Annotated in this window: 20 protein-coding genes and 4 pseudogenes; 17 read left to right on the top strand and 7 right to left on the bottom strand. The window is 67.2% G+C overall.

Annotated elements, in window-relative coordinates; translation table 11 throughout:
* Nucleotides 1-92: 92 nt before the first annotated feature.
* The 3 genes and pseudogenes from V5B60_RS08285 to V5B60_RS08275 all read left to right on the top strand — a co-directional run.
* Nucleotides 93-257, top strand: a pseudogene (locus V5B60_RS08285) (bacterioferritin); the annotation flags it as partial.
* Nucleotides 258-406: 149 nt separating this feature from the next.
* Complete coding sequence (locus V5B60_RS08280) at nt 407-610, top strand: (2Fe-2S)-binding protein (RefSeq protein ID WP_332346577.1); 204 nt, start codon at nt 407-409, stop codon at nt 608-610.
* A gap of 134 nt (nt 611-744) precedes the next feature.
* Nucleotides 745-2,091, top strand: a complete 1,347-nt coding sequence (locus tag V5B60_RS08275) for an HD-GYP domain-containing protein (RefSeq protein WP_332346576.1) — start codon at nt 745-747, stop codon at nt 2,089-2,091.
* 40 nt (nt 2,092-2,131) lie between these two features.
* On the opposite strand, the gene V5B60_RS08270 is transcribed toward V5B60_RS08275, so the two are convergent.
* Nucleotides 2,132-5,017 (bottom strand): adenosylcobalamin-dependent ribonucleoside-diphosphate reductase, encoded by a 2,886-nt coding sequence (locus tag V5B60_RS08270; RefSeq protein ID WP_332346575.1) that lies wholly within the window; start codon nt 5,015-5,017, stop codon nt 2,132-2,134.
* Between the two features lie 363 nt (nt 5,018-5,380).
* Nucleotides 5,381-6,799 (bottom strand): bifunctional enoyl-CoA hydratase/phosphate acetyltransferase, encoded by a 1,419-nt coding sequence (locus V5B60_RS08265; protein WP_332346574.1) that lies wholly within the window; start codon nt 6,797-6,799, stop codon nt 5,381-5,383.
* Nucleotides 6,800-7,202: 403 nt separating this feature from the next.
* Between V5B60_RS08265 and V5B60_RS22180 the strand changes: the two are divergent.
* The 8 genes and pseudogenes from V5B60_RS22180 to V5B60_RS08225 form a co-directional block, all read left to right on the top strand.
* Nucleotides 7,203-7,470: pseudogene (locus V5B60_RS22180) on the top strand (hypothetical protein); the annotation flags it as partial.
* Nucleotides 7,467-7,760 carry a nucleotidyltransferase family protein gene (locus V5B60_RS08255; protein WP_332346572.1) on the top strand — a complete coding sequence of 98 codons (294 nt, stop codon included), beginning with the start codon at nt 7,467-7,469 and terminating at the stop codon, nt 7,758-7,760. The pseudogene V5B60_RS22180 and the gene V5B60_RS08255, both read left to right, overlap by 4 nt.
* The gene (locus V5B60_RS08250) at nt 7,757-8,107 is read left to right on the top strand and encodes a HepT-like ribonuclease domain-containing protein (RefSeq protein ID WP_332346571.1); all 351 of its coding nucleotides are present in this window, start codon (nt 7,757-7,759) and stop codon (nt 8,105-8,107) included. The genes V5B60_RS08255 and V5B60_RS08250 overlap by 4 nt, the downstream gene beginning before the upstream one ends.
* Entirely contained in the window at nt 8,104-8,658 is a 555-nt protein-coding gene (locus tag V5B60_RS08245; RefSeq protein WP_332346570.1) for a hypothetical protein, read from the top strand. Before V5B60_RS08250 ends, V5B60_RS08245 begins: the two co-directional genes overlap by 4 nt.
* 186 nt (nt 8,659-8,844) lie before the next feature.
* Complete coding sequence (locus V5B60_RS08240; RefSeq protein ID WP_332346569.1) at nt 8,845-9,186, top strand: hypothetical protein; 342 nt, start codon at nt 8,845-8,847, stop codon at nt 9,184-9,186.
* A 462-nt stretch (nt 9,187-9,648) separates the two neighbouring features.
* Entirely contained in the window at nt 9,649-10,011 is a 363-nt protein-coding gene (locus V5B60_RS08235; protein ID WP_332346568.1) for a hypothetical protein, read from the top strand.
* Nucleotides 10,001-11,877: pseudogene (brxL, locus tag V5B60_RS08230) on the top strand (BREX system Lon protease-like protein BrxL). The gene V5B60_RS08235 and the pseudogene brxL overlap by 11 nt, the downstream one beginning before the upstream one ends.
* A 75-nt stretch (nt 11,878-11,952) precedes the next feature.
* Nucleotides 11,953-14,049 carry a molybdopterin-containing oxidoreductase family protein gene (locus V5B60_RS08225; protein ID WP_332346567.1) on the top strand — a complete coding sequence of 699 codons (2,097 nt, stop codon included), beginning with the start codon at nt 11,953-11,955 and terminating at the stop codon, nt 14,047-14,049.
* Here V5B60_RS08225 and rsmI read toward each other — a convergent pair.
* A complete protein-coding gene (gene rsmI / locus V5B60_RS08220; RefSeq protein ID WP_332346566.1) occupies nt 13,998-14,861 on the bottom strand; it encodes a 16S rRNA (cytidine(1402)-2'-O)-methyltransferase in 864 nt (287 codons plus the stop codon). The two genes, V5B60_RS08225 and rsmI, sit on opposite strands and share 52 nt — an antisense overlap.
* Before the next feature lie 15 nt (nt 14,862-14,876).
* Here rsmI and V5B60_RS08215 point away from each other — a divergent pair, with 15 nt between their 5' ends.
* From V5B60_RS08215 to gstA, 5 genes are all read left to right on the top strand, one after another.
* Entirely contained in the window at nt 14,877-15,266 is a 390-nt protein-coding gene (locus V5B60_RS08215) for a YraN family protein (RefSeq protein ID WP_332346565.1), read from the top strand.
* Nucleotides 15,247-15,636 carry an HIRAN domain-containing protein gene (locus tag V5B60_RS08210; RefSeq protein WP_332346564.1) on the top strand — a complete coding sequence of 130 codons (390 nt, stop codon included), beginning with the start codon at nt 15,247-15,249 and terminating at the stop codon, nt 15,634-15,636. Before V5B60_RS08215 ends, V5B60_RS08210 begins: the two co-directional genes overlap by 20 nt.
* A gap of 40 nt (nt 15,637-15,676) precedes the next feature.
* A complete protein-coding gene (locus tag V5B60_RS08205; RefSeq protein ID WP_332346563.1) occupies nt 15,677-16,270 on the top strand; it encodes a phosphoheptose isomerase in 594 nt (197 codons plus the stop codon).
* Nucleotides 16,267-16,920, top strand: a complete 654-nt coding sequence (locus tag V5B60_RS08200) for a BON domain-containing protein (protein ID WP_332346562.1) — start codon at nt 16,267-16,269, stop codon at nt 16,918-16,920. The genes V5B60_RS08205 and V5B60_RS08200 overlap by 4 nt, the downstream gene beginning before the upstream one ends.
* 197 nt (nt 16,921-17,117) lie before the next feature.
* Nucleotides 17,118-19,367, top strand: a complete 2,250-nt coding sequence (gene gstA, locus V5B60_RS22175; protein WP_434735313.1) for a glutathione transferase GstA — start codon at nt 17,118-17,120, stop codon at nt 19,365-19,367.
* Nucleotides 19,368-19,380: 13 nt separating this feature from the next.
* On the opposite strand, the pseudogene V5B60_RS08185 reads toward gstA, so the two are convergent.
* Nucleotides 19,381-19,569: pseudogene (locus V5B60_RS08185) on the bottom strand (cation acetate symporter); the annotation flags it as partial.
* A 44-nt stretch (nt 19,570-19,613) separates the two neighbouring features.
* Nucleotides 19,614-19,970: a dihydroneopterin aldolase gene (locus tag V5B60_RS08180; protein WP_332346561.1), complete on the bottom strand. Its 357-nt coding sequence runs from the start codon at nt 19,968-19,970 to the stop codon at nt 19,614-19,616.
* Between the two features lie 137 nt (nt 19,971-20,107).
* On the opposite strand from V5B60_RS08180, the gene plsY reads away from it, so the two are divergent.
* Nucleotides 20,108-20,725: a glycerol-3-phosphate 1-O-acyltransferase PlsY gene (gene plsY, locus V5B60_RS08175; RefSeq protein ID WP_332346560.1), complete on the top strand. Its 618-nt coding sequence runs from the start codon at nt 20,108-20,110 to the stop codon at nt 20,723-20,725.
* Between the two features lie 89 nt (nt 20,726-20,814).
* Here plsY and tsaD read toward each other — a convergent pair whose 3' ends face one another.
* The gene (gene tsaD, locus V5B60_RS08170; protein ID WP_332346559.1) at nt 20,815-21,840 is read right to left on the bottom strand and encodes a tRNA (adenosine(37)-N6)-threonylcarbamoyltransferase complex transferase subunit TsaD; all 1,026 of its coding nucleotides are present in this window, start codon (nt 21,838-21,840) and stop codon (nt 20,815-20,817) included.
* Nucleotides 21,841-21,961: 121 nt separating this feature from the next.
* Nucleotides 21,962-22,897, bottom strand: a complete 936-nt coding sequence (locus tag V5B60_RS08165) for a DMT family transporter (RefSeq protein WP_332346558.1) — start codon at nt 22,895-22,897, stop codon at nt 21,962-21,964.
* Between the last annotated feature and the right edge of the window lie 40 nt (nt 22,898-22,937).

Here is a 22,937-nt window from a genome sequence, read left to right as displayed (position 1 = left end):
AAAATTGTCTAGCCCTCCTTTGCGAAAGCCTTTTTTTGCGGTGGCCGTCAAGCCTTGCTACGACTGGGCTGCGCGGGTCATGCTTCAGGGCTGCCCTGTGCGAGGAACTGCAGGATTTCGTCAGCCGCGACCTGCTCGAGGAGCTTCTGGAGCACTGCGAGGAAGCCATCGACTGGCTGGAAACGCAGCACGCGCTGATCGACCGCGTCACCCTGCCGAACTACCTGCAGGCGAACATGGAGCCCGGCGGCGACTGAGAGGTTGTGGATAAGTCGTCGCGCGCTGGCCGAGATGCAAACCGCGGGCGATCGGTCGCAAAGCGGAATGATCGACAAGCCCTGAGCAGTCGCCTGGCGATCGCAGTCGCGGCCAACCTGCCGCCAGCCATTGTTCCCGGAGGAAGAACGTGTACGTCTGCGTCTGCATGGCGGTCACCGAGCAACAGATACACGAAGCAGCCCGGCGCGGAGCAAGGACTTTGCAGGATTTGCAACGCGATCTCGGCGTCGCGAGCGAGTGTGGCGCCTGTGCCGCATTCGCTCGCGAGTGCCTGAAGAACGCCCGGGAAACGCGGCCGAGCCCCGCCCCGGCGACGCGGCAGGCTTCCTGAGCGGGTGTGCGATGGGCCATGCTTCGGCCTGACGCCGACGCGAGTGCAGGCTTTCCGCAACGTCGGCAGGGCCATGTCTTGCGACACAGGCTGACCGGTGCTACGCTCGCCGCACTCCCTTCGGCGACAGCGACATGTGGAACCAAACCGAAAAACCCGTTCCCATCGACCCGTCGCAGGTTGTCGTCGGCCTGTACGTCTGGCTCGACGTGTCCTGGAACGAGCATCCGTTTCTGTGCAACCGGTTCAAGGTCGGCAACGCCGGGCAGATCGCAGCGATTCGGGCCTGCCAGGTTGCAGGAAAGCTCTATTACTTCCCGGAAAGAAGCGCCGCCGTCCCCTTGCCGCTGACGGATTCCGCTGTGCCGACCGGGAAGCCGGAAGATCGGGACATTGTCGCCGAAGCACGCGACCCACAGGATGCTGTGGCCTGTGACGGGCGCGCCGACGACCCATCCGGCGAGATGGCGAGCAGCGAAAGGTGTGCCGAAGTCGCACGAGAGAAGCAGTTGAAGGAAGAGCGCCGGCGCAGGCAGCAGGAGGTCGCGGCCCGTGCCGAGCGGGCCTGGGAGGGCGCGGCCCGGGTGACGCGGGAAGCGATGATCCAGATGCCCCACTCACCGAAGCAGGCGGGGGTGAAACTGCGTGGTCTGTCGGAAGACATCGCCAGCAGGATTGCCCAGGGCCAGGAGGTCGCGCTTCGCCTGATTGGCGACAAGGGAGACGAGGGACCCCAGTTCCATGCGCTCAACGTCATGACCCTGTCCGTGCTGCTCGGCAGGGCCGCCGGGCTCGACGAGGGCCAGCTCGCCGAATTGGCACTGGGCACGCTGGCCCACGACATCGGCAAGGCGCAAATCCCCGTGCACGTCCTCAAGACCAGGAACCGTAGCCGGTACGAGGAGGACCTCTATCGGCGACATGGCGCCTATGGCGTCGAACTCGCCGCAGTGTCCGGGGCATTCGCCCCGTCTGCCCTGGCAGTCATCGCCGACCATCATGAATACCTGGACGGCAACGGCTGGCCGACGGGGAAGCGCAATCCCGGCCTGGCCGCCCGCATCGGAGCGCTGGTCAATCGCTATGACCGACTGTGCGCGCCGGAGTCGCCTGATCGCGACGCTTTGATGCCCACGGCGGCCTTGGCGCACCTGTTCCGTGTCGAGTCGGCCCGGTTCGATCCGCGCCTGCTCAGCATGCTCATCAAATTGCTCGGGGTGTACCCGCCGGGTACGATCGTCCGGCTGAGCGACGAGTCGCACGGCCTGGTCGTCGCTCCGGGGAAGGACAGCCTGCGCCCGACCGTCCTCGTCTACAACCCGGAATTCGCCAAGCAGGACGCGCCAACGCTCGACCTAGCCGAGGTTGACGAGCTCAAGGTCGAGGAGGCGCTGCAGCCGGCAAGCGTCCCGGCGAGCATACTGCACTGGTTGAAACCACGCGAGCGTCTCTCGTATTTCTTTTCCAGCGAAACGAAGTGACGAGCCGGGCTGGCGTGACCGGCACGTCGCCGACAGGCTGCTAGCCGCAGCTGCCCACCGCACCGCAAGCGGTGCAGAAATCGCAGCCGTCCTTGCGGATCATCGTCATGTTCCCGCATTCCCCACACAGCTTGCCGGCGGTGGCCGGGGCCGCGCTGCCGCCGGCCGGGGTCTGCAGGATGCCCATCTGCTGCAGCGGCAGGCCGTGCTCGTCGAGGATGCCGAGCATCGCATAGCGGTGGATGATCAGCTGCGCGAGGTAGGCCACGGTGGACGGGTAGTTCGTCTGCCGGCGGGTGCCGGGAATGAAGGCCATGAAGTCGCCGAGCGGCTCGGGATAGTCGAGCAGCTTGCGCAGCTTCATGCCGATCCACGCCGGGTCGATGACGCGCATGTCGAAGGACAGGAGTTTCGTCAGCCCGTCGAGGGCGCGCGGATAGTTGCCCGAGAGCCAGACCGAGTACGGCCGGGTGACGCCGTCGGGCAGCGTGATCTCCTTCAGGCCGAGGACGAAGTCCTCGCCAGTCGCCGGGTTGAAGACGTCGACGGTCCAGGACAGCGTACCGTCAGTGCCGGTCTTTGGTTCCTTGCGGCTGAACATCGCGTCGAGCACCGGCGTCGGCCCTTCGTGGCGGAACGAGCCGAGCCGGTCGACGCGGAACTGGATCAACTGCGCCATCGCGGCGACGACCGACGGCATGCGCTTCCTTTCGCCATGCGGCGGAAACGGCATCTCGAAGCCTTCGTCACCGGCGGTCCTGGCCAGCGACTCGAGCTTCAGCGCCAGCCAGCCATGGTCGTTCGCGCGCATGTCCATCGACAGGGTCTTGGCGACCGCGCCGAGACCACGCGGCTGCTCGGGCCCATTGACCCAGGCTTCGAAGGGCCAATGGCGGCCGTCCTGCTCGATCTGGCCGACGAAGAGCGCGAACTTGCCGTGCGTGTGCTCGATCATGTAGGTCCACGCCATGTTGCCCTCGAGCATGTTCGGGCGATTTGGCCAGCGCAGGCTGGCGAGCACCGGTGCCGGCAGCGTCTTGATCGTCAGCCGGCGGTTGGCATCGCCGATCTCGAAGTCCTGCGGCTGCTTGCGGTCTTCGGCCTGCTTCTGCGACTCGACCGAGAGCACCGAGCCAAGGACGGCGTTCGGGCGATAGGTGGCAAGCCCCTTCAAGCCCGACTTCCAGGCGGTGAGGTAGAGGTCCTGGAATTCTTCGTAGGGATAGTCGGCCGGTACGTTGACCGTCTTCGAGATCGAGGTGTCGATGTACGGCGCCACCGCAGCGACCATGTCCTTGTGCGCCCTGGCCGAGATTTCGAGCGCGGTGACGAAGTAGTCGGGCAATTTCTCGACGTCGCCGCCGAGGTGCCTGTAGAGCCGCCAGGCGTAGTCCTCGACGGCGTACTCCTTGAGAGTGCCATCCGCCATCCGCTTCTTGCGGCTGTAGGTCCAGGAGAACGGCGGCTCGATGCCGTTCGAGGCATTGTCGGCGAAAGCCAGCGAGATGGTCCCGGTCGGCGCGATCGACAACAGGTGCGAGTTGCGCAGGCCGTGCTTGCGGATCTCGCTCTTGATGTCGGCGGGCAGGCGGGATGCGAAGTTGCCGCCGGAAAGGTAGAGTTCGGCGTTGAACAGCGGGAAGGCGCCGCGCTCCTTCGCCAGTTCGACCGACGCCAGGTAGGCGGTGTCGCGCATGAACTCCGAAATGCGGGCGCCCATGGCCATCGCTTCCGGACGGTCGTAGCGCAGGCGCAGCATGCACAGCGTGTCGCCGAGACCGGTGAAGCCGAGGCCGACGCGACGCTTGTTGGCCGCCTCCTCGCGCTGCCGCTCGAGCGGCCATGCGGTGACGTCGAGGACATTGTCGAGCATGCGCGTGGACACCTTGACGACCTCGGCGAAGGACTCGAAGTCGAACTCGGCGTCGATCGTGAACGGCGACCTGACGAACAGCGTCAGGTTGATCGAGCCCAGGCAGCAGCAGCCGTAAGGCGGCAGCGGCTGCTCGGCGCAGGGATTGGTGGCCTCGATGAGCTCGCAGTAGTAGAGGTTGTTGTCCTTGTTCATGCGGTCGAGGAAGAGGATTCCGGGCTCGGCATGATCGTAGGTGGATTTCATCACCTGGTCCCAGAGGTCGCGCGCGCGCACGCGCCGATAGACCCAGACGCCGTCGTCGCGCTGGAAGGCACCGGCGCGCTTCATGTCCGGACTCGGTTCGGCGCGATGCGCCAGCTCGACCTCGCTGTCGGTCTCGACGGCCTGCATGAAGGCGTCGGTGACGGCGATCGAGACGTTGAAGTTGCTCAGGTCACCGTGATCCTTGGCGTGGATGAAGACCTCGATGTCCGGGTGGTCGCAGCGCAGCACGCCCATCTGCGCACCGCGACGCGCGCCGGCCGATTCGACGGTCTCGCACGAGCGGTCGAAGACGCGCATGTACGACACCGGCCCCGAGGCGCGCGACTGCGTTCCCTTGACCAGGGCGCCGATCGGCCGGATCGACGAGAAATCGTAGCCGACGCCACCGCCGCGGCGCATGGTCTCCGCAGCTTCGGCGAGGGCGCTGTAGATGCCCGGCTTGCCATCGACGATCTCGACCACCGAGTCACCGATCGGCTGCACGAAGCAGTTGATCAGCGTCGCCGCGAGCGTCGTGCCGGCGGCCGAGTTGATCCGCCCGGCGGGGACGAAACCGTTCTCCTGCGCCCACAGGAAGCGCCCCTCCCAATGCGCGCGCTGCTTCTCCTCCTCGTTGGCGGCGAGCGCGAAGGCCACCCGCCGGCGCACGTCCTGTACCGTCGCCTCGCTGCCCTTGGCGTACTTCTCGACCAGCACCTCGCCCGAAATCTCCTGCTCGGCAAGCGGCGCGATCGCCGGTGCCTCGGCGATCGCCGACAGGGGTAACTGATAACTGAGCTGGCTCATGGTCTTGGTCCCTTGGTTGTCTGGTTGCTGGTGGATGCGGCAGCCGATGCTGCCTGTGCTGACCCCGGCGACCGGCCGTCGTCGCGTGCAGGAGCGCACCGGAGCCGCCGCAGGTTCTCCCGCTCGCGCTTCGGCGCAGCGGGGCGTCACGGACGTAAAGCTACTACATCTAGTACCGATGGGCAAGAAAATTACTAGATATAGTTATCCACAGCTGCATGGGAAACGCCATGGAAAAGCTGTGCAAGCATCTCCCCGGGCCGTGGACGGCAGCAATTCCCCCTGGACTCGCGGCAAGCCGGCAGCGCCGCCCGCCGCCGTTGACCGCCAGCTGGCGACAGGCACGGCCGACGGCGGGCGTGTTCAGGCAGGCTTCTGGCGCTCGCGGTTGGCGTGCGCGATCAGTGAGGCAATGACGCAGGAGGCGATGCGCGTCTCCGCGGTATCGGCCCGACTGGTGAGGACGATCGGCACGCGTGCGCCGAGGACGATGCCGGAACTGAGCGCGTTGGCCAGGTACTCGAGCTGTTTGGCGATCATGTTGCCGGACTCGAGGTCGGGCACGACGAGGATGTCGGCGCGACCAGCGACCGCCGAGGTGATTCCCTTCGTCTTCGCGGCGACCAGCGAAACGGCATTGTCGAAGGCCAGCGGCCCGTCCAGCAGCCCACCCCTGATCTGCCCGCGGTCGGCCATCTTGCACAGCGCGGCGGCATCGAGCGTGGACTGGATTTTCGGGCTGACGGTCTCCACTGCCGAGAGGATCGCCACCTTGGGTTCGGGCGTACCGATGATGTGCGCCAGCTCGATCGCGTTCTGGATGATGTCGACCTTTTCCGGCAGTGTCGGCGCGATGTTGATCGCCGCATCGGTGATCATGATCGGCCGCGGATAGGTCGGCACGTCCATCAGGAAGACGTGGCTGATGCGGCGCTCGGTACGCAAGCCGGCGCTGCGCGAGATCACCTCGGCCATCAGTTCGTCGGTGTGCAGGCTGCCCTTCATCAGCGCCTCGGCATCGCCGCTGCGGATCAGCGTCACCGCCATCGCCGCCGCTTCGTGACTGTGTTTGACGTTGACGATGCGGTGCTGCGCCAGATCGAAGCCGTTCTCCTCCGCCACCGCGCGAATCTTCGCCTCCGGCCCGATCAGGATCGGCTCGATCAGCCGCGCCTCGGCAGCCAGCAGGGCGCCCTTGAGCGACTCGCGGTCACAGGGATGCACCACCGCCATGTCGATCGCCGCCAGACCCTCGGCACGCTGCACCAGCGCCTGCAGGCGGGCGTACTTGTCGGAGATGGTGATCTCCGGCATCGCCACGCGCTTCGTCCGGATCTTCTCGGCCGGTGCCAGAACCTCGGCGCTGCCCGAGACGACGAGCAGCTTGTCCTGGTTGAAACAGGTGCAGTCGAGGAGGATGTGGTGGTTGTGCGCGAACTTCTGCCGCACCGTCACCGTCACCGTCACCGTGTCGCCGATCGTCACCGGGCGGGCGAAACGCAGCGTCGATTCGATGAGGATCGTTCCCGGTCCGGGGAACTGCGTCCCGATCGTCGTCGACAGCAGCGAGGCGCTCCACATGCCATGTGCGATGAAGTCGCGAAACAGCCCGCTGTGCCGGAACTCGGCCGTAGCCAGAGCCGGGTTCATGTCACCCGACATCAGCGCGAACAGCTTGACATCGTCGGGGCGCAGGGTGCGGATCAGCGAGGAGGTGTCACCGACGTTGATCTCGTCGTAGGTCCGGCTTTCGAGGTACTCCAGAGGTGTTTCGAAATGCATGATCGTCCTCCGCATGATGTGCGCAATGATCTCCGGCGGCAGCGCCGGACGATGCCGAACGATCGCCACCGCCGCCCGTTCGCGATTCGCCGGCAGGCGATATTATGCTGCAATGCAGCACGGAATGGTATGCCCATCGTGCGCGGCGCCGGGCCCACTGCTGAAAGCGACTTCCGGCCCACCGACGGCGCCCAGGCAGCCGGCAAGCTGCTATCGTGTCGCCGTCGCCCACCCATCCCTTGCCGGAGAACACCCGACCATGGTGCAAGCGCTTGCCGAAGACGGCGTCAGCCAGACGATACGTGGCGCCTGCCCGCATGACTGCCCCGACACGGAGGGGTGTCGCCAACGGTCATGACTGTTGAGACACCCCGGATCATGAAAGTCATGAACGTTTCCCACGCTGCACCAACAGCCGCTCGGCGGGGACCCGGACCTCAATGACGGCGTGCGCATCAACATCCGCCCCTTCGTCGAGGCCGGCGTGCTGCGCATCCCGCGCAACAGGATCGGCATCAGATGCGAGGTCGACCGCGGCAAGGACGTCGCCTCCGCGCCCTGGTTCAAGCTCGCGGACTTACAATGAGCCCGAAGGCACACGCATCAACAACCAACACACGACGCTGGCCGAGAAGAAGGCGGCCAGGGAGAAAGCAAGGGTGATGCCATGAAACCCTCTGAAGCCCTGCAACTGCATCGCGCGGCGATCCGGCAGATCGTCGCACGCCATGCAGCGACCAACCCGCGCGTATTCGGCTCCGTCCTGCACGGTGAAGATGACGAGGGCAGCGACCTCGATCTGCTGGTCGACCCGGTGGCGGGGCGGACCACCCTCGTCAGCCTGGTCCGGATCAAGCGCGAAATCGAAACTCTGCTCGGCGTGCGAACGGATGTGCTGACCCCGATGGCCCTGCATGAGCGCTGTCGCAGTGTCGTGTTGAGCGAAGCGGTGCCGCTATGAACCGCCATGCGCGTCGTGTTCCCGAACGCATTCAGGACGTGCTGGAAGCCATCGGCAACATCGCGGCGGACACGCATGGCATGACGGAGGGCGAGTTTCTCGCTGACGGCAAGGCCCAGCGTGCGGTGATCGAAAGCCTGATCGTCATGGGCGAGGCGGCCAACCGCATCATGCGGATGGACCCCGGCCTGGAGCAGACGGCACCCGCGTTGTGGCAGCATTTCCGCGACGCCTACGATATGCGCATCATCCTCACCCACGAATATTTTCGCGTCGATGCTGCGCTGGTCTGGGCCACGGTGCAACACGATTTGCCCGCCTTCAAGAGCGAACTGCTCCGATCATGAAAGCACAGACGGTTTTGGCGGCACTGGTCGCTCGCCTCAAGGAGCAGGCCAAACGGTGCAACCCGGCGCTTGAGGCCGCCCCCGTCGCGATTCTCTGGACTGACGAAAAGCGCGAATGGGAAGGCGTGCTGCGCAGGATCATGGAGGCATTGCCGGAACTGCATGCCGTCGGCGCTTACAACCCCGGCCAGCCCAGCGGCCCCGGCGTCTGGCTGCGCATGGTGGCCGATGGCCAGGCGGGCGCGGTCGAGCCCGACAAAGCGGCGATTCTCTACCTGCCTGGCGTAGGCAACGGCCAGTTGCGCACCGATCTGCGCGGCCTCAAGGATGACCCGCAACTCGCACCGCTCGCCGAACTGCATTACCGGGGCCGTTTCTGGCGGCAGGAGAACGGCAAGGACTGGACGCTGCGCGCCTTTCTCGAATCCAGGCGCGGAGGCCTGGGGCTCAAGGTTTCGGCCAGCCAGGAAACCGGGCAGGCGCTCAAGGCGGCGATGGACAAGCTGTTGATGCAGCATCTGCCCGTCCTCGATGCCGTGATCATCGACTAGCGCCATCTCAACGACCTGATCAACCCGGCACCCGACGAGACCGTACTGCGCTGGCTGACCACGCCGGAAGCGATCCGGGCCGAACAAGGCACCTCGTGGGAGAGTTCCGTCGCCAACGCGAAAGGGCGTTTCGGCGTCAATCCGGCGAAGGGGCCGCTGGAGGTCGCGAAGCGCATTCTCGCCAGCATGCCCGGCGAGGCGGCGCACCGGCTGTGGGAGCAGTATGTCGCCCACTGGCACAGCTATCCCGATGCCTACGAAGTGTTCCGGGGCATCGCACCGCCCGACCTGTTGCAGGGGGCCGAACGCTACCCGCGTGAAAACGACGCCGATGAGAAGCGCCTGGCCGAGGAACTGCTGCAGGCCGCCAGCCTCGATCCACGAGCGGCAGTCAGCGCCGTGTTGGCGGCTGAGGACCGGCACGCTGACCGGAAGCAATGCGCAGGAAGCAGCGCGGCACTACGGCGATCTTGGCTGGGAAGTCGATGCCGCTGCCCGTTCGGCCATGGCGATCGCGCAGCCACATGAACTGGAAAGGCCGATCTACGCCGTGCTGCTCGCCCTCTATCGCCGCTGGCTGGAAAGGCAGGCCGCTGGCTTCCAGGCGCTGGTGAAGAGAGACGGTTATCCCGGCTGGAGCCTGCCGGAGGTGGCCGATGGCACGGTGCTGCTGTTCGTCGATGGCTTGCGCCTCGACCTGGCGCGCGAACTGGAAGCGGCGCTGGACAAGGGCAATGGCTTGACGGTGGTGCTGCAACCCGGGTTCACCAGCGTTCCCTCGGTGACCCGCAGCGGCAAGGTCTGGGTCTCTCCGGCCCGCAAGCTCGCCGATGGCGGCAATGGCGGCGACTTCGCACCCAGGCTGCCGAAGGGAGCCTACACGGCGGACAAACTGCGAGGCAATGGAGCGGGAGGGTGTCGCCGTCGTCGATACCGAGAACCGGAGCCTCGCCTATGGCAAGGGCTGGGCGGAGTTTCCCGGCGACATCGATGGCGACGGTCACGCCAAGGGCCGGAAGCTGGCGTGCCATTCCGGCCCACCTCGACGACCTGGCCAATGCCATCCGGCGCCTGCTCAATGCTGGCTGGAAGCAGGTCTGGGTGGTGACCGACCACGGCTGGTTGCTGCTGCCGGTCGGCCTGCCCAAGGCCGAGCTCCCCGCCAGGCTGACCGAGACCAAGTGGGGCCGCTGCGCGGTGCTCAAGGATGCGGTGGCCGACGCCGACTGGCTGGAAGTGGATGATTTGATCGGCGAGCAGATTGCCGTGGTACTGCGCCGCGACGGCCAGAAGGTAGCCAAGGAACGCATGAATCTTGGCGCAGCCTGGGAAGGGAACGCCAATGCAGCTTGACACCCTGGACCGCAAGGTCGCCGAAGCCTTCGCTGGTTACGTCGTCCGCAAGGACTTGCGTGCGCCAGTTTTCGCGCCAGTTTCCGTTGTCCACCTACGTGGTCGCGTTCATGCTCGGCCGCTACTGCGCCACCATCGACGAGAGCGAGATTCAGGAGGGGCTCGCGATCGTCCAGCGCCAGCTTTCCGAGCGCACGGTACGCGCCGGCAGCGAGGAGCTGATCAAGTCCGTCGCCCGTGAACAGGGGCAGGTGCGCATCATCGACATCATCACGGCACGGCTCGATGCCAGGACCGATTCGTATGTCGCCGAGTTGCCCTCGCTCAAGCTGCGCGACGTGCGCATCTCCGCGGAACTGGTCACCGAGCACCAGCGGATGCTGACCGGCGGCTTCCATGCCGAGGTCACGCTGGGCTACGACGCCACCATCGCCCAGGAGACGAGTGGTCGGCCTTTGGGTGTCGCCGGCCTGCGTGCGATCCAGCTTTCGCAGCGCGACGTACTCGACAAGACGTCGGCTGCGCGGGCCAGGCTGACGACCGCCAAGTGGAAGGACTTCCTGTTGCGCTCGATCGGCCTGGAACCGGCGCAACTGACCGAACGCCACAAGGATTCGATCCTGCTGCGCAGGATTCCGTTCGTCGAGCGCAATGACAACCCGGTCGAGATCGGCCCGCGCGGCACCGGCAAATCGCGTTTGTTGCAGCAGGCCTCGCCCTACGCCCACCTGGTCTCCGGCGGCAAGGCCACCGTGGCGCGCATGTTCGTCAATAACGCCAACGGCCAGCGTGGCCTGGTCTGCCAGTACGACGTCGTGTGCTTCGACGAGGTGTCCGGCATCTCCTTCGACCAGAAGGACGGAGTGAACATCATGAAGGGCTACATGGAGTCGGGCGAGTTTTCGCGCGGCAAGGAGAGCATCCGTGCCGACGGCTCGATCGCCATGCTCGGCAACTTCGATGTCGATGTCGAGCACCAGCAGCGCATCGGCCACCTGTTCCAGCGGCTGCCGCCCGAAATGCGCGACGACACGGCTTTCATGGACCGCATCCATTGCTACCTGCCGGGCTGGGACGTGCCCAGGCTCAAGCCGGACCTCTTTACCGACCACTTCGGCCTGGTCAGCGAGGAAAGCCTCGAATGGGCCGTGCGCTTGGCGCTGGAGGTTCGCCGTCGCGTCAAGGAACAACAGCAGCGCATCGGCGCCGCCGAGTTCCGCAATACGCATTTCAGCTACACCTTGGGTGCCGAAGGCGTCGAGAAATTCGTCTCCTCACCGGAATTGCAGAGCCAGGGGGGCATCGGCGACGAACCGCTCGAAGCCGGCCAGATCTGGGACGCTCTCGCCCGACGGTCAGGACGAACATCCCGGCCTGTTCCGCCTCGAAGTCACCGAAGGTCCGGGCGGCGGTGTGCGCGTGCTCAACAAGCCCGTGCCACAAGCCTTCCAGGAATCGATCCGATGCGCCGAGCAGAACCTGTACGCGCGGGCCAGGCAACTGGTTGGCGACCGCGATCCGCGCGCGCATGGGTTCTCTGCCCAGTTGCGCGGCTTCGATGCCGCGAAGAGCGGCGCCAAGACCGGCGTCGCGTCACTGATCGCGCTCTGCAGTGCCCTGCTGCGCAAGTCGGTTCGTGGCGGCTTGGTTGTCGTCGGCAAGCTCACCCTCGGCGGCACCATCGAGCCGATCCACAACGCCGTCAGCCTGGCCGAGATCGCCGTCGAGAAAGGTGCCCAATCCCTATTGCTGCCAGTCTCCTGCCGTCGCCAGTTGTTCGATCTGTCCGATGAGATGGCGACCCGGCTGGGCATCGAGTTCTACCAGGACGCGAAGGATGCGCTGATGAAGGCGCTGCTGGTTTGACGGGTGCCCAGGCAGCCGGCAACCTGCTATCGTGTCGCCGTCGCCCACCCATCCCTTGCCGGAGGACACCCGACCATGGCGCAAGCGCTTGCCGAAGACGGCGTCAGCCACACGATACGTGGCGCCTGCCCGCATGACTGCCCCGACACCTGCGCACTCGAGGTCACGGTCAGCCAGGGCCGCGTGCTGAAGGTCGCCGGTGCGGCCGATCACCCGCCGACCGCCGGCGTGCTGTGTACCAAGGTGGCACACTACCCCGAGCGCATCCATCACCCGCAACGCCTGCTGCACCCGCTGCGGCGCGTCGGCGCGAAGGGGCCGGGAGCGTGTTTCGAACGCATCAGCTGGGACGAGGCACTGGCCACCATCGCCGACCGTTTCCGCGGCATCATCGCCAGCCATGGCGCCGAGTCGATCGTCCCCTACAGCTATGCCGGCAACTCGGGTCTGCTCGGCTACGGTTCGCTGGACCGCCGTTTCTTCCACCGTCTCGGCGCCGCGCAGCTCGACCGGACGATCTGCGCCAGCGCCGGTGCCATGGGCTACCGTGCGACGGTCGGTGCGAGCATCGGCTTCGACCCCGAGAACGTCGTCGACGCGCGGCTGATCCTCATCTGGGGCAGCAACAGCGTCGTCTCCAACCTGCATTTCTGGCGCCTGGCGCAGGAAGCCCGGCGGCGCGGTGCGCGCCTGGTCGCCATCGACCCGTGCCGGACGATGACCGCCGACCGCTGCGACCAGCACATCGCCCTGCTGCCGGGAACCGACGGCGCGCTGGCGCTCGGCCTGATGTACGTGCTGATCCGCGACGACCTCCTCGACCAGGACTACATCGCCCGCCACACGCTGGGCTTCGCGGAACTCGCAGAGCGTGTGCAGGCCTTTCCGCCGGCACGCGTGGCGGCGATCTGCGGCATCGAGGCGAGCACCATCGAGCAACTGGCACACGCCTACGGCCGCACAAGACCAGCGGCGATCCGTACCAACTACGGCATCAACCGCACCGCCGGTGGCGGCATGGCGCTGCGCACGATCGCCTGCCTGCCGGCGCTCACCGGCGCCTGGCGCGACCCCGCAGGCGGTGTCCTGCTGTCCACCTCGGGCAACTATCCGGTCAATACGGCCGCGCTCGAACGGCCCGACCTGATGCCGCATCCGCCGCCACGCATCATCAACATGAGCACCATCGGCCACGACCTGCTGCACGCGCGGCCACCGATCCAGGCGATCTTCGTCTACAACAGCAACCCGCTGGCGGTTGCCCCACAGTCGCGCGAGGTGGTGCGCGGCTTCGCCCGCGACGACCTGTTCACCGTCGTACACGATCTCTTCCAGACCGACACCGCCGACTATGCCGACATCCTGCTGCCGGCGAGCAGCCACATGGAACAGCTGGACATCCACAAGTCCTACGGCCATCTGTACATCCAGCTCAACCAGCCAGCGATCGCGCCGCTCGGCGAGGCGCTGCCGAACACCGAGCTGTTTCGTCGCCTGGCATCGCGGATGGGTTTCAGCGAGCCGTGTTTCGCCGACAGCGACGAGGATCTGTGCCGCCAGGCTTTCGACTGGAGCGATCCGCGCCTTGCCGGCCTGTCGTGGGAGCAGCTCGTGCGCGACGGGCACGCCCGCCTGCGGCTGCCGCAGCCCTACGCGCCGTTCGCCGACGGCGGCTTTCCGACACCGTCGGGAAAGTGCGAGTTCTACAGCCAGATGCTCGCCGACCAGGGACTCGACCCGCTTCCCGACTTCATCGAACCGCGCGAATGGCGGTGCAGCCCGCTGGCGCAGGACTTCCCGCTGGCCCTGCTGACGCCACCGGCGCGCAACTTCCTGAACACCAGCTTCGCCAACTCGGCACGCTTCCTGGCGCAGGAAAAATCGCCGAGCATCCTGATCAACCCGGCCGACGCCGCCGCGCGGGCGATTGCCGACGGCAGCGAGCTGCGCGTCTTCAACCGGCGCGGTGAGTTCGCCGCCCGGGCGGTGGTCAGCGACCGGGCGCGGCCGGGCGTCGTCGTCGCGACCTCGATCTGGTGGCGCAAGCTATCCCCCGACGGGCGGAACTGCAACGAGGTGACCAGCCAAGCGCTGACCGACATGGGCGGCGGCGCGACCTTCTACGACTGCCTGGTGGAGGTGACACCTGCCTGCCAGGACAGCGCTTCCTGATACAGTGCCTTCCTGCTGGCGCCGGTGATCGCGTGCGCCAGCCGCGTCGCCTGGCTGGGCGGCAGCCCGTCGTCGAGCAGCAGTCGCAGCACCCGCCCGCCCTCACCGCTGGCCGCGACCGCCGGCGCGCCCGAAACGACCAGCACGAACTCGCCGCGCTGGCGGTTGGCGTCGGCCAGCAGCCACGCCGCTGCCTCACCCAGGGGACAGGAATGGATGCTCTCGAACAGCTTGGTCAGTTCGCGCGCCAGCACGAGCGTACGCTGCGCGCCGAAGGCCGCGAGCAACGCAGCGACCGTTTCGATGATGCGATGCGGCGCCTCGTAGAAGACCAGTGCGTACGGCAGCTCGGCGAGTTCGCGCAGCGCCTGCGCGCGTTGCCCGGACTTGGCCGGGAGAAAGCCGTAGAAGAGAAACTGCGTCTCGCTCAACCCGGCCGCCGACAGCGCGACGACCGCGGCACAGGGGCCGGGCAGAGGGATGATGCGATGACCGGCGGCGCGCACGCGCGCCACCAGCCTCGCGCCCGGGTCGGAGATGCCCGGCGTGCCGGCATCGACGACCACCGCCACCGACTCGCCGGCGGCGAGCAGCGCGACGACGCGCTGCGCCGCCGCCTCCTCGTTGTGCCGATGCGCCGCCAGCAGGCGGGCGTTGCAGCCATGGTGACGCAGCAGCGGCGCCGTGTGCCGCGTGTCCTCGGCGGCCACCCAGGGCACCTGGCGCAGGACCTCGATCGCGCGCTGCGTCATGTCACCGAGATGGCCCAGTGGCGTCGGCACCAAATATAATGCAGCGGATTCGTTCGTCATCGGAGTCGGCAGGCAGTGAGCGGCAAAGATAACACGCCCGGACCCGGCAGGAACGCCGCCAAGGACGGCGAGGCCGCCGAGGAACTGGCGGCGCGCTTCCTCGCAGCGCGCGGACTGAGCATCCTGCAGCGCAACTTCCGTTGCCGCGGCGGCGAGGTCGACCTGATCTGCCGCGATGGCCGGGCGCTCGTGTTCGTCGAGGTGCGGCTGCGCCGCAACGCCGGCTACGGCGGCGCCGGCGCCAGCATCACCAGCGCCAAGCAGCGGCGAATCGTCCTCGCCGCCGAGCATTACCTGGCGCTGCGCGGTGGCAGCGACTGCGACTGCCGCTTCGACTGCATCCTGCTCGACGGACTGTCCACGGCCGCCATCGAGTGGATCCCGGATGCCTTTGCGGCGCCTTGAGCGGGCCCTCGCGCTCGCCATCGCCCTCGCCCTGCCCGCCACGCCGCTGCCGGGCGGCGAAGCGATCCGCGTCCTGGTGCAGAGTTCACCGCTGGCCGGCAGCCAGTACTATGCCGCCAGCGCGCTCTGGTCGCAGATCAGGACCGGTGACCGGCTGACGCTGGTGCGCGAAGCCGACAACCGGCACGACCGCAATGCGGTGCGCGTCGACTGGAACGGTCAGCAGCTCGGCTATGTTCCGCGCGCCGAGAACCGCGCCGTCGCGCGCGCCCTCGACGCCGGCGAACGACTCGAGGCACGGGTGTCGAGAATGCGGCAGGACCCCGATCCCTGGCGCCGGCTCGAGTTCGAGGTCTTCCTGCTGCTCTGATGTTAGAATCGGCCTCTTTACGCGCTGCGAAACACCGCCGATGGACCTGACCGACCGTATTCGCCAGCAGTTCAGCGACAGCGTCCAGATCAAGCTCGACGCCCGCGAATCACTCGCGGCACCGGTCGGCCGGGCGATCGAGACGATGGTCGACTGCCTGCTGAACAACGGCAAGATCCTTGCCTGTGGCAACGGTGGCTCGGCTGCCGACGCGCAGCACCTGGCAGCCGAACTGGTCGGGCGCTTCGAGGTCGAGCGCCATGAACTGGCGGCGATCGCCCTGACGACCGATACCTCGATCCTCTCGGCGATCGCCAACGACTACGGCTTCCAGGCCATCTTCGCCAAGCAGGTGCGCGCGCTCGGACAACCCGGTGACGTCCTCGTCGCCATCTCGACCTCGGGCAACTCGGCCAACGTCATCGCGGCGATCGACGTCGCGCACGAGCACGAGTTGCGCGTCATCGCGCTGACCGGCAAGGGCGGTGGCGTGATCGGCGAGATGCTGCACGAGGACGACGTACACATCTGCGTTCCGGCCGAGCGCACGGCACGCATCCAGGAAACGCACCTGCTGGTCATCCACTGTCTCTGCGACGGCATCGATTGCCTGCTGATGGGAGTTGACGAATGAAACGACTGCTCGCCATGGGCGCGCTGCTTGCCGCTGCGCTGCTGCCCCTCTTGCTGCAGGGCTGTCTGCCGGTGGTCGCCGCCGGCGCCAGCGGAGGCGCTCTGGCGGCCTTCGATCGCCGCTCGCTCGGCACGCAGACCGACGACGAATCGATCGAATGGAAGGCGACTGCACGCATCGGCGAAAAGCCCTGGGAAAACGCCCACATCAACGTCACCAGCTTCAACCGCAGGGCTCTTATCAGCGGCGAAGTGCCTTCCGAACAGGTGCGCATCGAAGTCGAGAACATCGTCAATGCCGTGCCACAGGTCCAGGGGCTGTACAACGAGCTGACCGTCGGCCCCGTCACGTCCTTCTCGGCACGCAGCAACGACTCCTACATCACCACCCGCGTGAAGAGCCGTTTCGTCGATGCCGGCAAGTTCAACGCGATCCATGTCAAGGTCGTCACCGAGGCGCGTGTGGTCTACCTGATGGGCCTGGTCACGCAGCGTGAAGCCGACGCCGCCGTCCAGGTGGCGCGTACGACGAGCGACGTGAAGAAGGTGGTGACGCTGTTCGAGATCATCTCCGACAGCAAGGCGAAGGAGCTCGATGTCTCACTGCCGAAATCGAACCCGCCGGCAGCCCCAGCGAGCGGCGGCGGCTGAGATCTCGAGTGGCAGTCGTCGCCGGCAGGCGGCGTTGAAGCGCAGAGCGAGAGCTGGCGCTTGCCGGCACGCGGGCAGCACCGCTGCAGCAGGCGAGGCGGCGGCCTGGCGATGCGGCGGGTGCCTGCGCCAGGCTCGCGTCGATCGACGAGCCGGTGCCGGCAGCGGGCAACGAGAGGAGCAGTGGAGGAAGCGCGATGAGCAAGGAAATCGTCGTTTGCCTGGACGGAAGCTGGAACGATCCGGTCGGGCGAACCAACGCCTACCGGCTGTTCCAGATGCTACCGGGAACCGAGCGACAGGTCGACGAGAGCGGACCCATCCGCTCGCATCTCGTCAGGACCGGCGAACAGCTCGCTGCCTTCCATCTCGCCAGCGTCGGCAGCGGCGGCCGCGCGCAGGGCCTGCTGCTCGGGACGCAGGGAATCGGCCTGCACGACAGCATGATCGACGCCTACCTGCTGATCTCGCAGGTCTATGAGCGGGGCGACAAGATCTGGCTCTTCGGCGCCTCACGCGGCGCTTGGGCGGCCCGCAGCCTCGGCGAGTTCATCGCCTACACCGGTCTGCTCGCTGCCGGCGAGGCCGACGACGACGATGCCGCCGATGAAGCCGAACGGGTCTGGCTGATCTACAGGGACGATCGTGGCAAGAAGCGCGGCGCGCGCTTCTGGAAGCACCACGACGAAACGCCGATCCGCATGATCGGCGTCTGGGACACCGTCGGGGAACTCGGCGTGCCGCTGTTCAACGGCCTGCGCCTGATCGACCGCGACGAACTCCGCTTCCTCAAGTTCCGCAACCGTGAGCTGAGTCCACGCGTCGAATACGGTCGCCAGGCGCTGGCCATCGACGAGCAGCGGGCGGACTTCGTCCCGACCGTCTGGGCCGAACGCGAGGGGATCAGGCAGCTCTGGTTTGCCGGCGCGCATGCCGATGTCGGCGGTGGCTACGACAGCCACGGCCTCGCCGACATCGCGCTCGAATGGATGGTGCAGGAGGTCAACGAACTCGCTGCCGGCCTGCGACTCGTGCCCGGGCAACTGCTGCCGGCACTGGCGCCCGACTGCCTGGAGGACCGGCACGACGAGACCCGCAGCCCGGTCTGGCGCACGCGCCCGACCAGGGAGCGCAAGATTCCGGACGACGCCGAAATCCATCCCAGCGTGCTGCAGCGCCTGCAGGGGCGCGCGGACTATCGACCGCAGGCCCTCGAGGACATCCCGGCCTGCGCCTCTTTCTACCGTGGCGAAGAACCGCCGCCGGAAGAGCAACTGCAGACCGAGCGTGAGGCGTTGCCGTTCCGCAAGCTGCCGATCGATGGCTCGGCACGCTTCCCAGTCTATGCGCACAAGTGGTGGAACGCTTCCGGCGTCGAGGTGGCTGTCGGCGAGCGCTACCGCGTCGAGGCCAGCGGCTCGTGGCTGGACAAGGACGTCTCGGCCGACGCCGACGGCTATGAGTCGAAAGCGTGGTTCCTGCAGCTCGCCGAGGGCAGCCGCCGCATGGAGAGGCGCCCCTGGTTCTCGCTGGTTGCCGCGATCCATCCGCGGCCCGACCTCGAGGCGAGCAATGCCGACACCGAGAACATGCTGACCGGGCTGATCGAGAGTGCCGTCGGTGGCGTCGCCCGCGTCGACGACGAAAGCAGCCTGGTCGCCACGCCGAACGGCTGCGAGATCGAGATCAGCGAGCCCGGCTTCCTCTACTTCTTCGCCAACGACTCGGCCTTTGCCTATGGCAACAACAGCGGCTTCCTCAGCGTCGAGCTCAGCCGGCTTCCCGGTGTCGACGAGGACGATGAGAGAGCGCCGGCAGCGCCTCCGCACCTGCCCGGCAGCCTCGACATCAAGCTCTACTTCGCTCCCGGTACCTCGTCGCTCGCACCGCACATCGCGCTGCGCGAGGCGGGACTCGATTTCGATCTCGTGCGCGTCGATCTCCGCCGGCACCAACTGGCCGATGGCAGCGATTTCATGGCGATCAACGCCAAGGGCTACGTGCCGGTGCTCGAACTCGACGATGGCGAGCGTCTGACGGAGACCGCCGCGATCCTGCAATACATCGCCGACCGCGTTCCCGAGTCCGGCCTCGCGCCGCGCGCACACACGCTCGCGCGCTACCGACTGCAGGAATGGCTGGCGTTCATCGGTTGCGAACTGCACCGCAGTTTCGTGCCGCTGTTCCGGCCGGATACCCCCGAGGACTACCGGCGCAGCCTGCGGGAGGCTATCGCCACCCGGCTGGGCTACGTCGCCGCCCGCCTCGAGGACAGGAACCACCTGCTGGGCGACCACTTCACGGTCGCCGACGCCTACCTGTATGCCGTCCTCACTTGGGGCAGCGCAGCAACCATCGACATCGGCCGCTGGCCGGCACTGGCGGCCTTCCAGGAACGCGTCGGCCGCCGGCCGGGCGTCCTCGCGGCGCTGGCGGCGGAAACCTGAGCAGCGGCGAGCGACCGGCGGAAAGACGCGCGGCGTGGACCTTCGGTGCCGCAAGGAAGCGCATGATCACGGGCGGCAGGCCGGCGGTACCGATCATCAGCGGCACGCTATGCACGAACAGGTTCAGCGTGCTGCCGGCGGTAGTCGTCGTGTACTGGCCGAAACCGAGCTCGGTGACCCCCTGGTCGAGCGCATCATTCAAGGAAGGCATGAGCCCGCTGCGGCGGGCAGGAGAAACGCGCCAGGTCAGGCGGCGGCACCGCGCTCGATGACCACGCCAACCCGCGCAACGCCGCGCATCATGCCGAGCTTGGCAATCGAGACGCGCACCCAGGTGGCGCCGAAGTCCTCGAGCAGCAACGTCGCGACGTACTCGGCAAGCCGCTCGAGCAGGTTGAAATGGCGGGCGGCAAGCTCGTTGCGCAGGCGTTCGACGACCTCAGCATAGTCGATGGTGTCGCCGATATCGTCGCTGGCACCGGCACTGGCCGTCGAGGTGCCGATCTGCAGCGAGATCTCGACCGTCTGTGGCATGGCTTGCTCGCGCGGGTAGATGCCGATCAGCGTCGTCGCGCGCAGTTCGTTGATGAAGATGATGTCCATGCGGCCCAGGCTCGGGTGGGTGCGCCGGTGGCGTGGTGTATGATGGCACCGCGCTGCCGGAAAGGTGGCGACAGAGCGCGCATTCTATCGCCTTCCGGCCACTGGCCATAAGGCGGCAACCCCGGACCACCCAGCCGATGCCTTCGACACTGCTCACCCTGCTCGCCGTCCTCGCCGCCTATCTGCTCGGGTCGGTTCCTTTCGCGCTCGTCGCCAGCCGCGTCTTCGGCCTCGCCGACCCGCGCAGCTACGGCTCGAAGAACCCCGGCGCGACGAATGTCCTGCGCAGCGGGCACAAGGGTGCGGCGCTGTTCACCCTCGTCGGCGACGCGACGAAGGGCTGGCTGGCGGTCTTTCTCGCCACCCACTACGCACCGCTGTACGGTCTGCCACCGCTGACGGTCGGCCTCGTGGCGCTGGCCGTCTTCTTCGGCCACCTCTACCCGGTCTTCCTCGGCTTCAAGGGCGGCAAGGGTGTCGCCACCGCCGCCGGCGTCCTGCTGGCGATCGATCCCTGGCTCGGGCTGGCCACACTCGCCACCTGGCTGCTGGTCGCCTTCACCCTGCGCTATTCATCACTCGCGGCACTCGTCGCAGCGGCCGCAGCGCCACTCTACGCCATCGTGTCATGGGGCAACGACGGCAGGGTGCTGGTGATCGGCATCATCGCCATGGCATTGATCGGCAAGCACTGGCAGAACCTGCAGCGACTGCTCGCCGGCAGCGAGCCGCGCATCGGCGGCAAACGCCAGTAGTTCTTGCGCTACCGGCCACGACCGGCAACCGTACCTGGCCCGGCGCGCGAACGCCGCCGGTCCGTGCGCAACGCTCTTGCCGCGACGGGCTAGCCGGCGCTGGTCAGCGGCCAGCGCGGCCGCACCGAGAAAGCACCGGCGGCCTTGCCGGCAAGCCCCGCCTGCAGGCGCAACGCGCCGGCCAGTGCGATCATTGCGCCGTTGTCGGTACAGAATTCGAGTTCCGGGTAGAAGACGTCGATGCGCGACCTCAGCGCGCGCGCATCGAGCTGGCGGCGCAGTTCGCGATTGGCCCCGACGCCGCCGGCAACGACCAGTTGCCGCAGGCCGCTGGTCCGTACGGCGCGCAGCGCCTTGCTCACCAGCACCTCGACGATCGCTTCCTGAAAACCGCAGGCGATGTCCGCCCGCTGCTCGTCGTCGAGCATCCCCAACTCGCGCACGCGGGTCAAGACGGCCGTCTTCAGGCCACTGAAGCTGAAATCGAGGTCAGCAGAGCGCAGCATCGGCCGCGGCAGCTTCACCCGCCCCGGTCGGCCCCTTTCGGCGAGCGCAGCGAGCGCCGGGCCGCCAGGATAACCGAGTCCGAGCAGCTTGGCGGTCTTGTCGAAGGCCTCACCGGCCGCGTCATCGAGCGTCTCGCCCAGCAACGCGTACTCGCCGACGCCGGTGACGCGCATCAGCTGGCTGTGCCCGCCGGAAACGAGCAGCGCGACGAAGGGAAAGCGCGGTGGACGCGCCGACAGCAGCGGCGACAGCAAGTGACCCTCGAGGTGGTGCACCGGCACGGTCGGCAGCCCCAGAGCCATCGCCAACGCCTCGGCGAAAGCGGCGCCGACGAGCAGGGCGCCGGCGAGACCCGGCCCCTGCGTATAGGCGATGGCATCGATCTGCGCCAACGAGCGGCCACTGGCGGCAAGAACCTGTCGCAGCAGCGGCACGAGACGGCCGATGTGATCGCGTGACGCGAGTTCCGGCACCACGCCACCGTACTCGGCGTGCATGTCGACCTGCGAGTGAAGCGCGTGCGCCAGCAAGCTGCCGTCGCCGCCGTCGCCATCGTACAGCGCGACGCCCGTTTCGTCGCAGGAGGATTCGATTCCGAGAACCAGCATCGGCGGCATTCTAACACCCTGCCACCATCGTTTCCCCGCTGCCGACGGCAGGGCCTGGTGGGAAAAGCACTGGCGGCATGACGACTGGTCCGCCTCCCCGCCCGTGAGCCAGAACGGCCGTTCAGCCGCCGCGGAAAGCGCGCACGCCGAGAACGACGCCGGCAAGCAGCAGCCCGATCCCCGCCAGCGCCGAGCTACCGGGCAGCGAGCCGCGCCAGATGAAGGCGTAGGCGAAGGCGGCGAGCGTCTCGAAGACGATCAACTGGCCGCTGAGCGCGGTCGGCAGCAGCTGGCTGGCGCGATTCCAGAGCACGGTGCCGAGCCAGGAGGCACAGAAGCCGAGCATCAGCATCAGTCCCACATAGCGCATCGGCTGCGGGCCCAGCGGATAGTCGAAGCTGCGGTCCGACCAGACGCCGGCAGCAGCCATGCCGATCGCTGCCAGTGGCAACGTCGCCAGCCCCTGCGCCAGTGCCCAGGTTCCGGAAGCGATCTGCGGTCGCTGGCGCAGCCAGCGGGAGTTGCGCACCGGGTACCAGGTCCAGGCGGCAACCGCCGCCAAGGCCAGCAGGGCGCCACCCACGTAGTCGTCGATACTGCGCTGCGCGCCGAGCAGCGCCATCTCGTGGCGGTTCACCAGGCCGATGCCGATCGCGATCACCGTCAGCGACGGCAGCAGGCGGCGCCACGGCAAGGCCTCGCTGCCGAAGTTGGCGACGATCGCGATGACGATGGGCAGGGTGCCGATGAGCATCGTCGGCATTGGCGCATCGGCGAGCTGGATCGCCGCCGCCAGGAAGAGGTAGTAGAGGATGTTGCCGACCAGAGCCAGCTCGAAAGCCATCCGCCAGTCCTCGCTCTGCAGCCGCGACAGACGCGCGCGGTCGCCGCAGGCGAGCAGCACGGCGATCAGCCCGAAAGCGAGGTAACGCCCGAAGGACAGCATCGCCGGCGGGTACCCGGGCAGCAGCAGCGGCACGACGAAGACCAGTCCCCAGAGCATGCCGGCAGCAAGCGCGCAGGCAACGCCGGTGAGCAGTGGCGCGCTAGCCGGCAATGCTGCGGATATCCCTTGCCGCAACGGCAGCGCCAGTCCG

This window comes from Accumulibacter sp. (assembly GCF_036625195.1).
Classification (GTDB): domain Bacteria; phylum Pseudomonadota; class Gammaproteobacteria; order Burkholderiales; family Rhodocyclaceae; genus Accumulibacter.
Note: the sequence above shows the minus strand (reverse complement) of the source record. Positions and strands in the feature narration are given on the sequence as shown.

Bases quoted from the DNA above. Each gene is read 5' to 3' on its own strand.
- V5B60_RS08275 (WP_332346576.1), top strand. From the start codon at position 745: ATGTGGAACCAAACCGAAAAACCCGTTCCCATCGACCCGTCGCAGGTT.
- V5B60_RS08270 (WP_332346575.1), bottom strand. From the start codon at position 5,017: ATGAGCCAGCTCAGTTATCAGTTACCCCTGTCGGCGATCGCCGAGGCA.
- V5B60_RS08265 (WP_332346574.1), bottom strand. From the start codon at position 6,799: ATGCATTTCGAAACACCTCTGGAGTACCTCGAAAGCCGGACCTACGAC.
- V5B60_RS08255 (WP_332346572.1), top strand. From the start codon at position 7,467: ATGAAACCCTCTGAAGCCCTGCAACTGCATCGCGCGGCGATCCGGCAG.
- V5B60_RS08250 (WP_332346571.1), top strand. From the start codon at position 7,757: ATGAACCGCCATGCGCGTCGTGTTCCCGAACGCATTCAGGACGTGCTG.
- V5B60_RS08245 (WP_332346570.1), top strand. From the start codon at position 8,104: ATGAAAGCACAGACGGTTTTGGCGGCACTGGTCGCTCGCCTCAAGGAG.
- V5B60_RS08240 (WP_332346569.1), top strand. From the start codon at position 8,845: ATGCCCGGCGAGGCGGCGCACCGGCTGTGGGAGCAGTATGTCGCCCAC.
- V5B60_RS08235 (WP_332346568.1), top strand. From the start codon at position 9,649: ATGGCGACGGTCACGCCAAGGGCCGGAAGCTGGCGTGCCATTCCGGCC.
- V5B60_RS08225 (WP_332346567.1), top strand. From the start codon at position 11,953: ATGGCGCAAGCGCTTGCCGAAGACGGCGTCAGCCACACGATACGTGGC.
- rsmI (WP_332346566.1), bottom strand. From the start codon at position 14,861: ATGACGAACGAATCCGCTGCATTATATTTGGTGCCGACGCCACTGGGC.
- V5B60_RS08210 (WP_332346564.1), top strand. From the start codon at position 15,247: ATGCCTTTGCGGCGCCTTGAGCGGGCCCTCGCGCTCGCCATCGCCCTC.
- V5B60_RS08205 (WP_332346563.1), top strand. From the start codon at position 15,677: ATGGACCTGACCGACCGTATTCGCCAGCAGTTCAGCGACAGCGTCCAG.
- V5B60_RS08200 (WP_332346562.1), top strand. From the start codon at position 16,267: ATGAAACGACTGCTCGCCATGGGCGCGCTGCTTGCCGCTGCGCTGCTG.
- gstA (WP_434735313.1), top strand. From the start codon at position 17,118: ATGAGCAAGGAAATCGTCGTTTGCCTGGACGGAAGCTGGAACGATCCG.
- V5B60_RS08180 (WP_332346561.1), bottom strand. From the start codon at position 19,970: ATGGACATCATCTTCATCAACGAACTGCGCGCGACGACGCTGATCGGC.
- plsY (WP_332346560.1), top strand. From the start codon at position 20,108: ATGCCTTCGACACTGCTCACCCTGCTCGCCGTCCTCGCCGCCTATCTG.
- tsaD (WP_332346559.1), bottom strand. From the start codon at position 21,840: ATGCTGGTTCTCGGAATCGAATCCTCCTGCGACGAAACGGGCGTCGCG.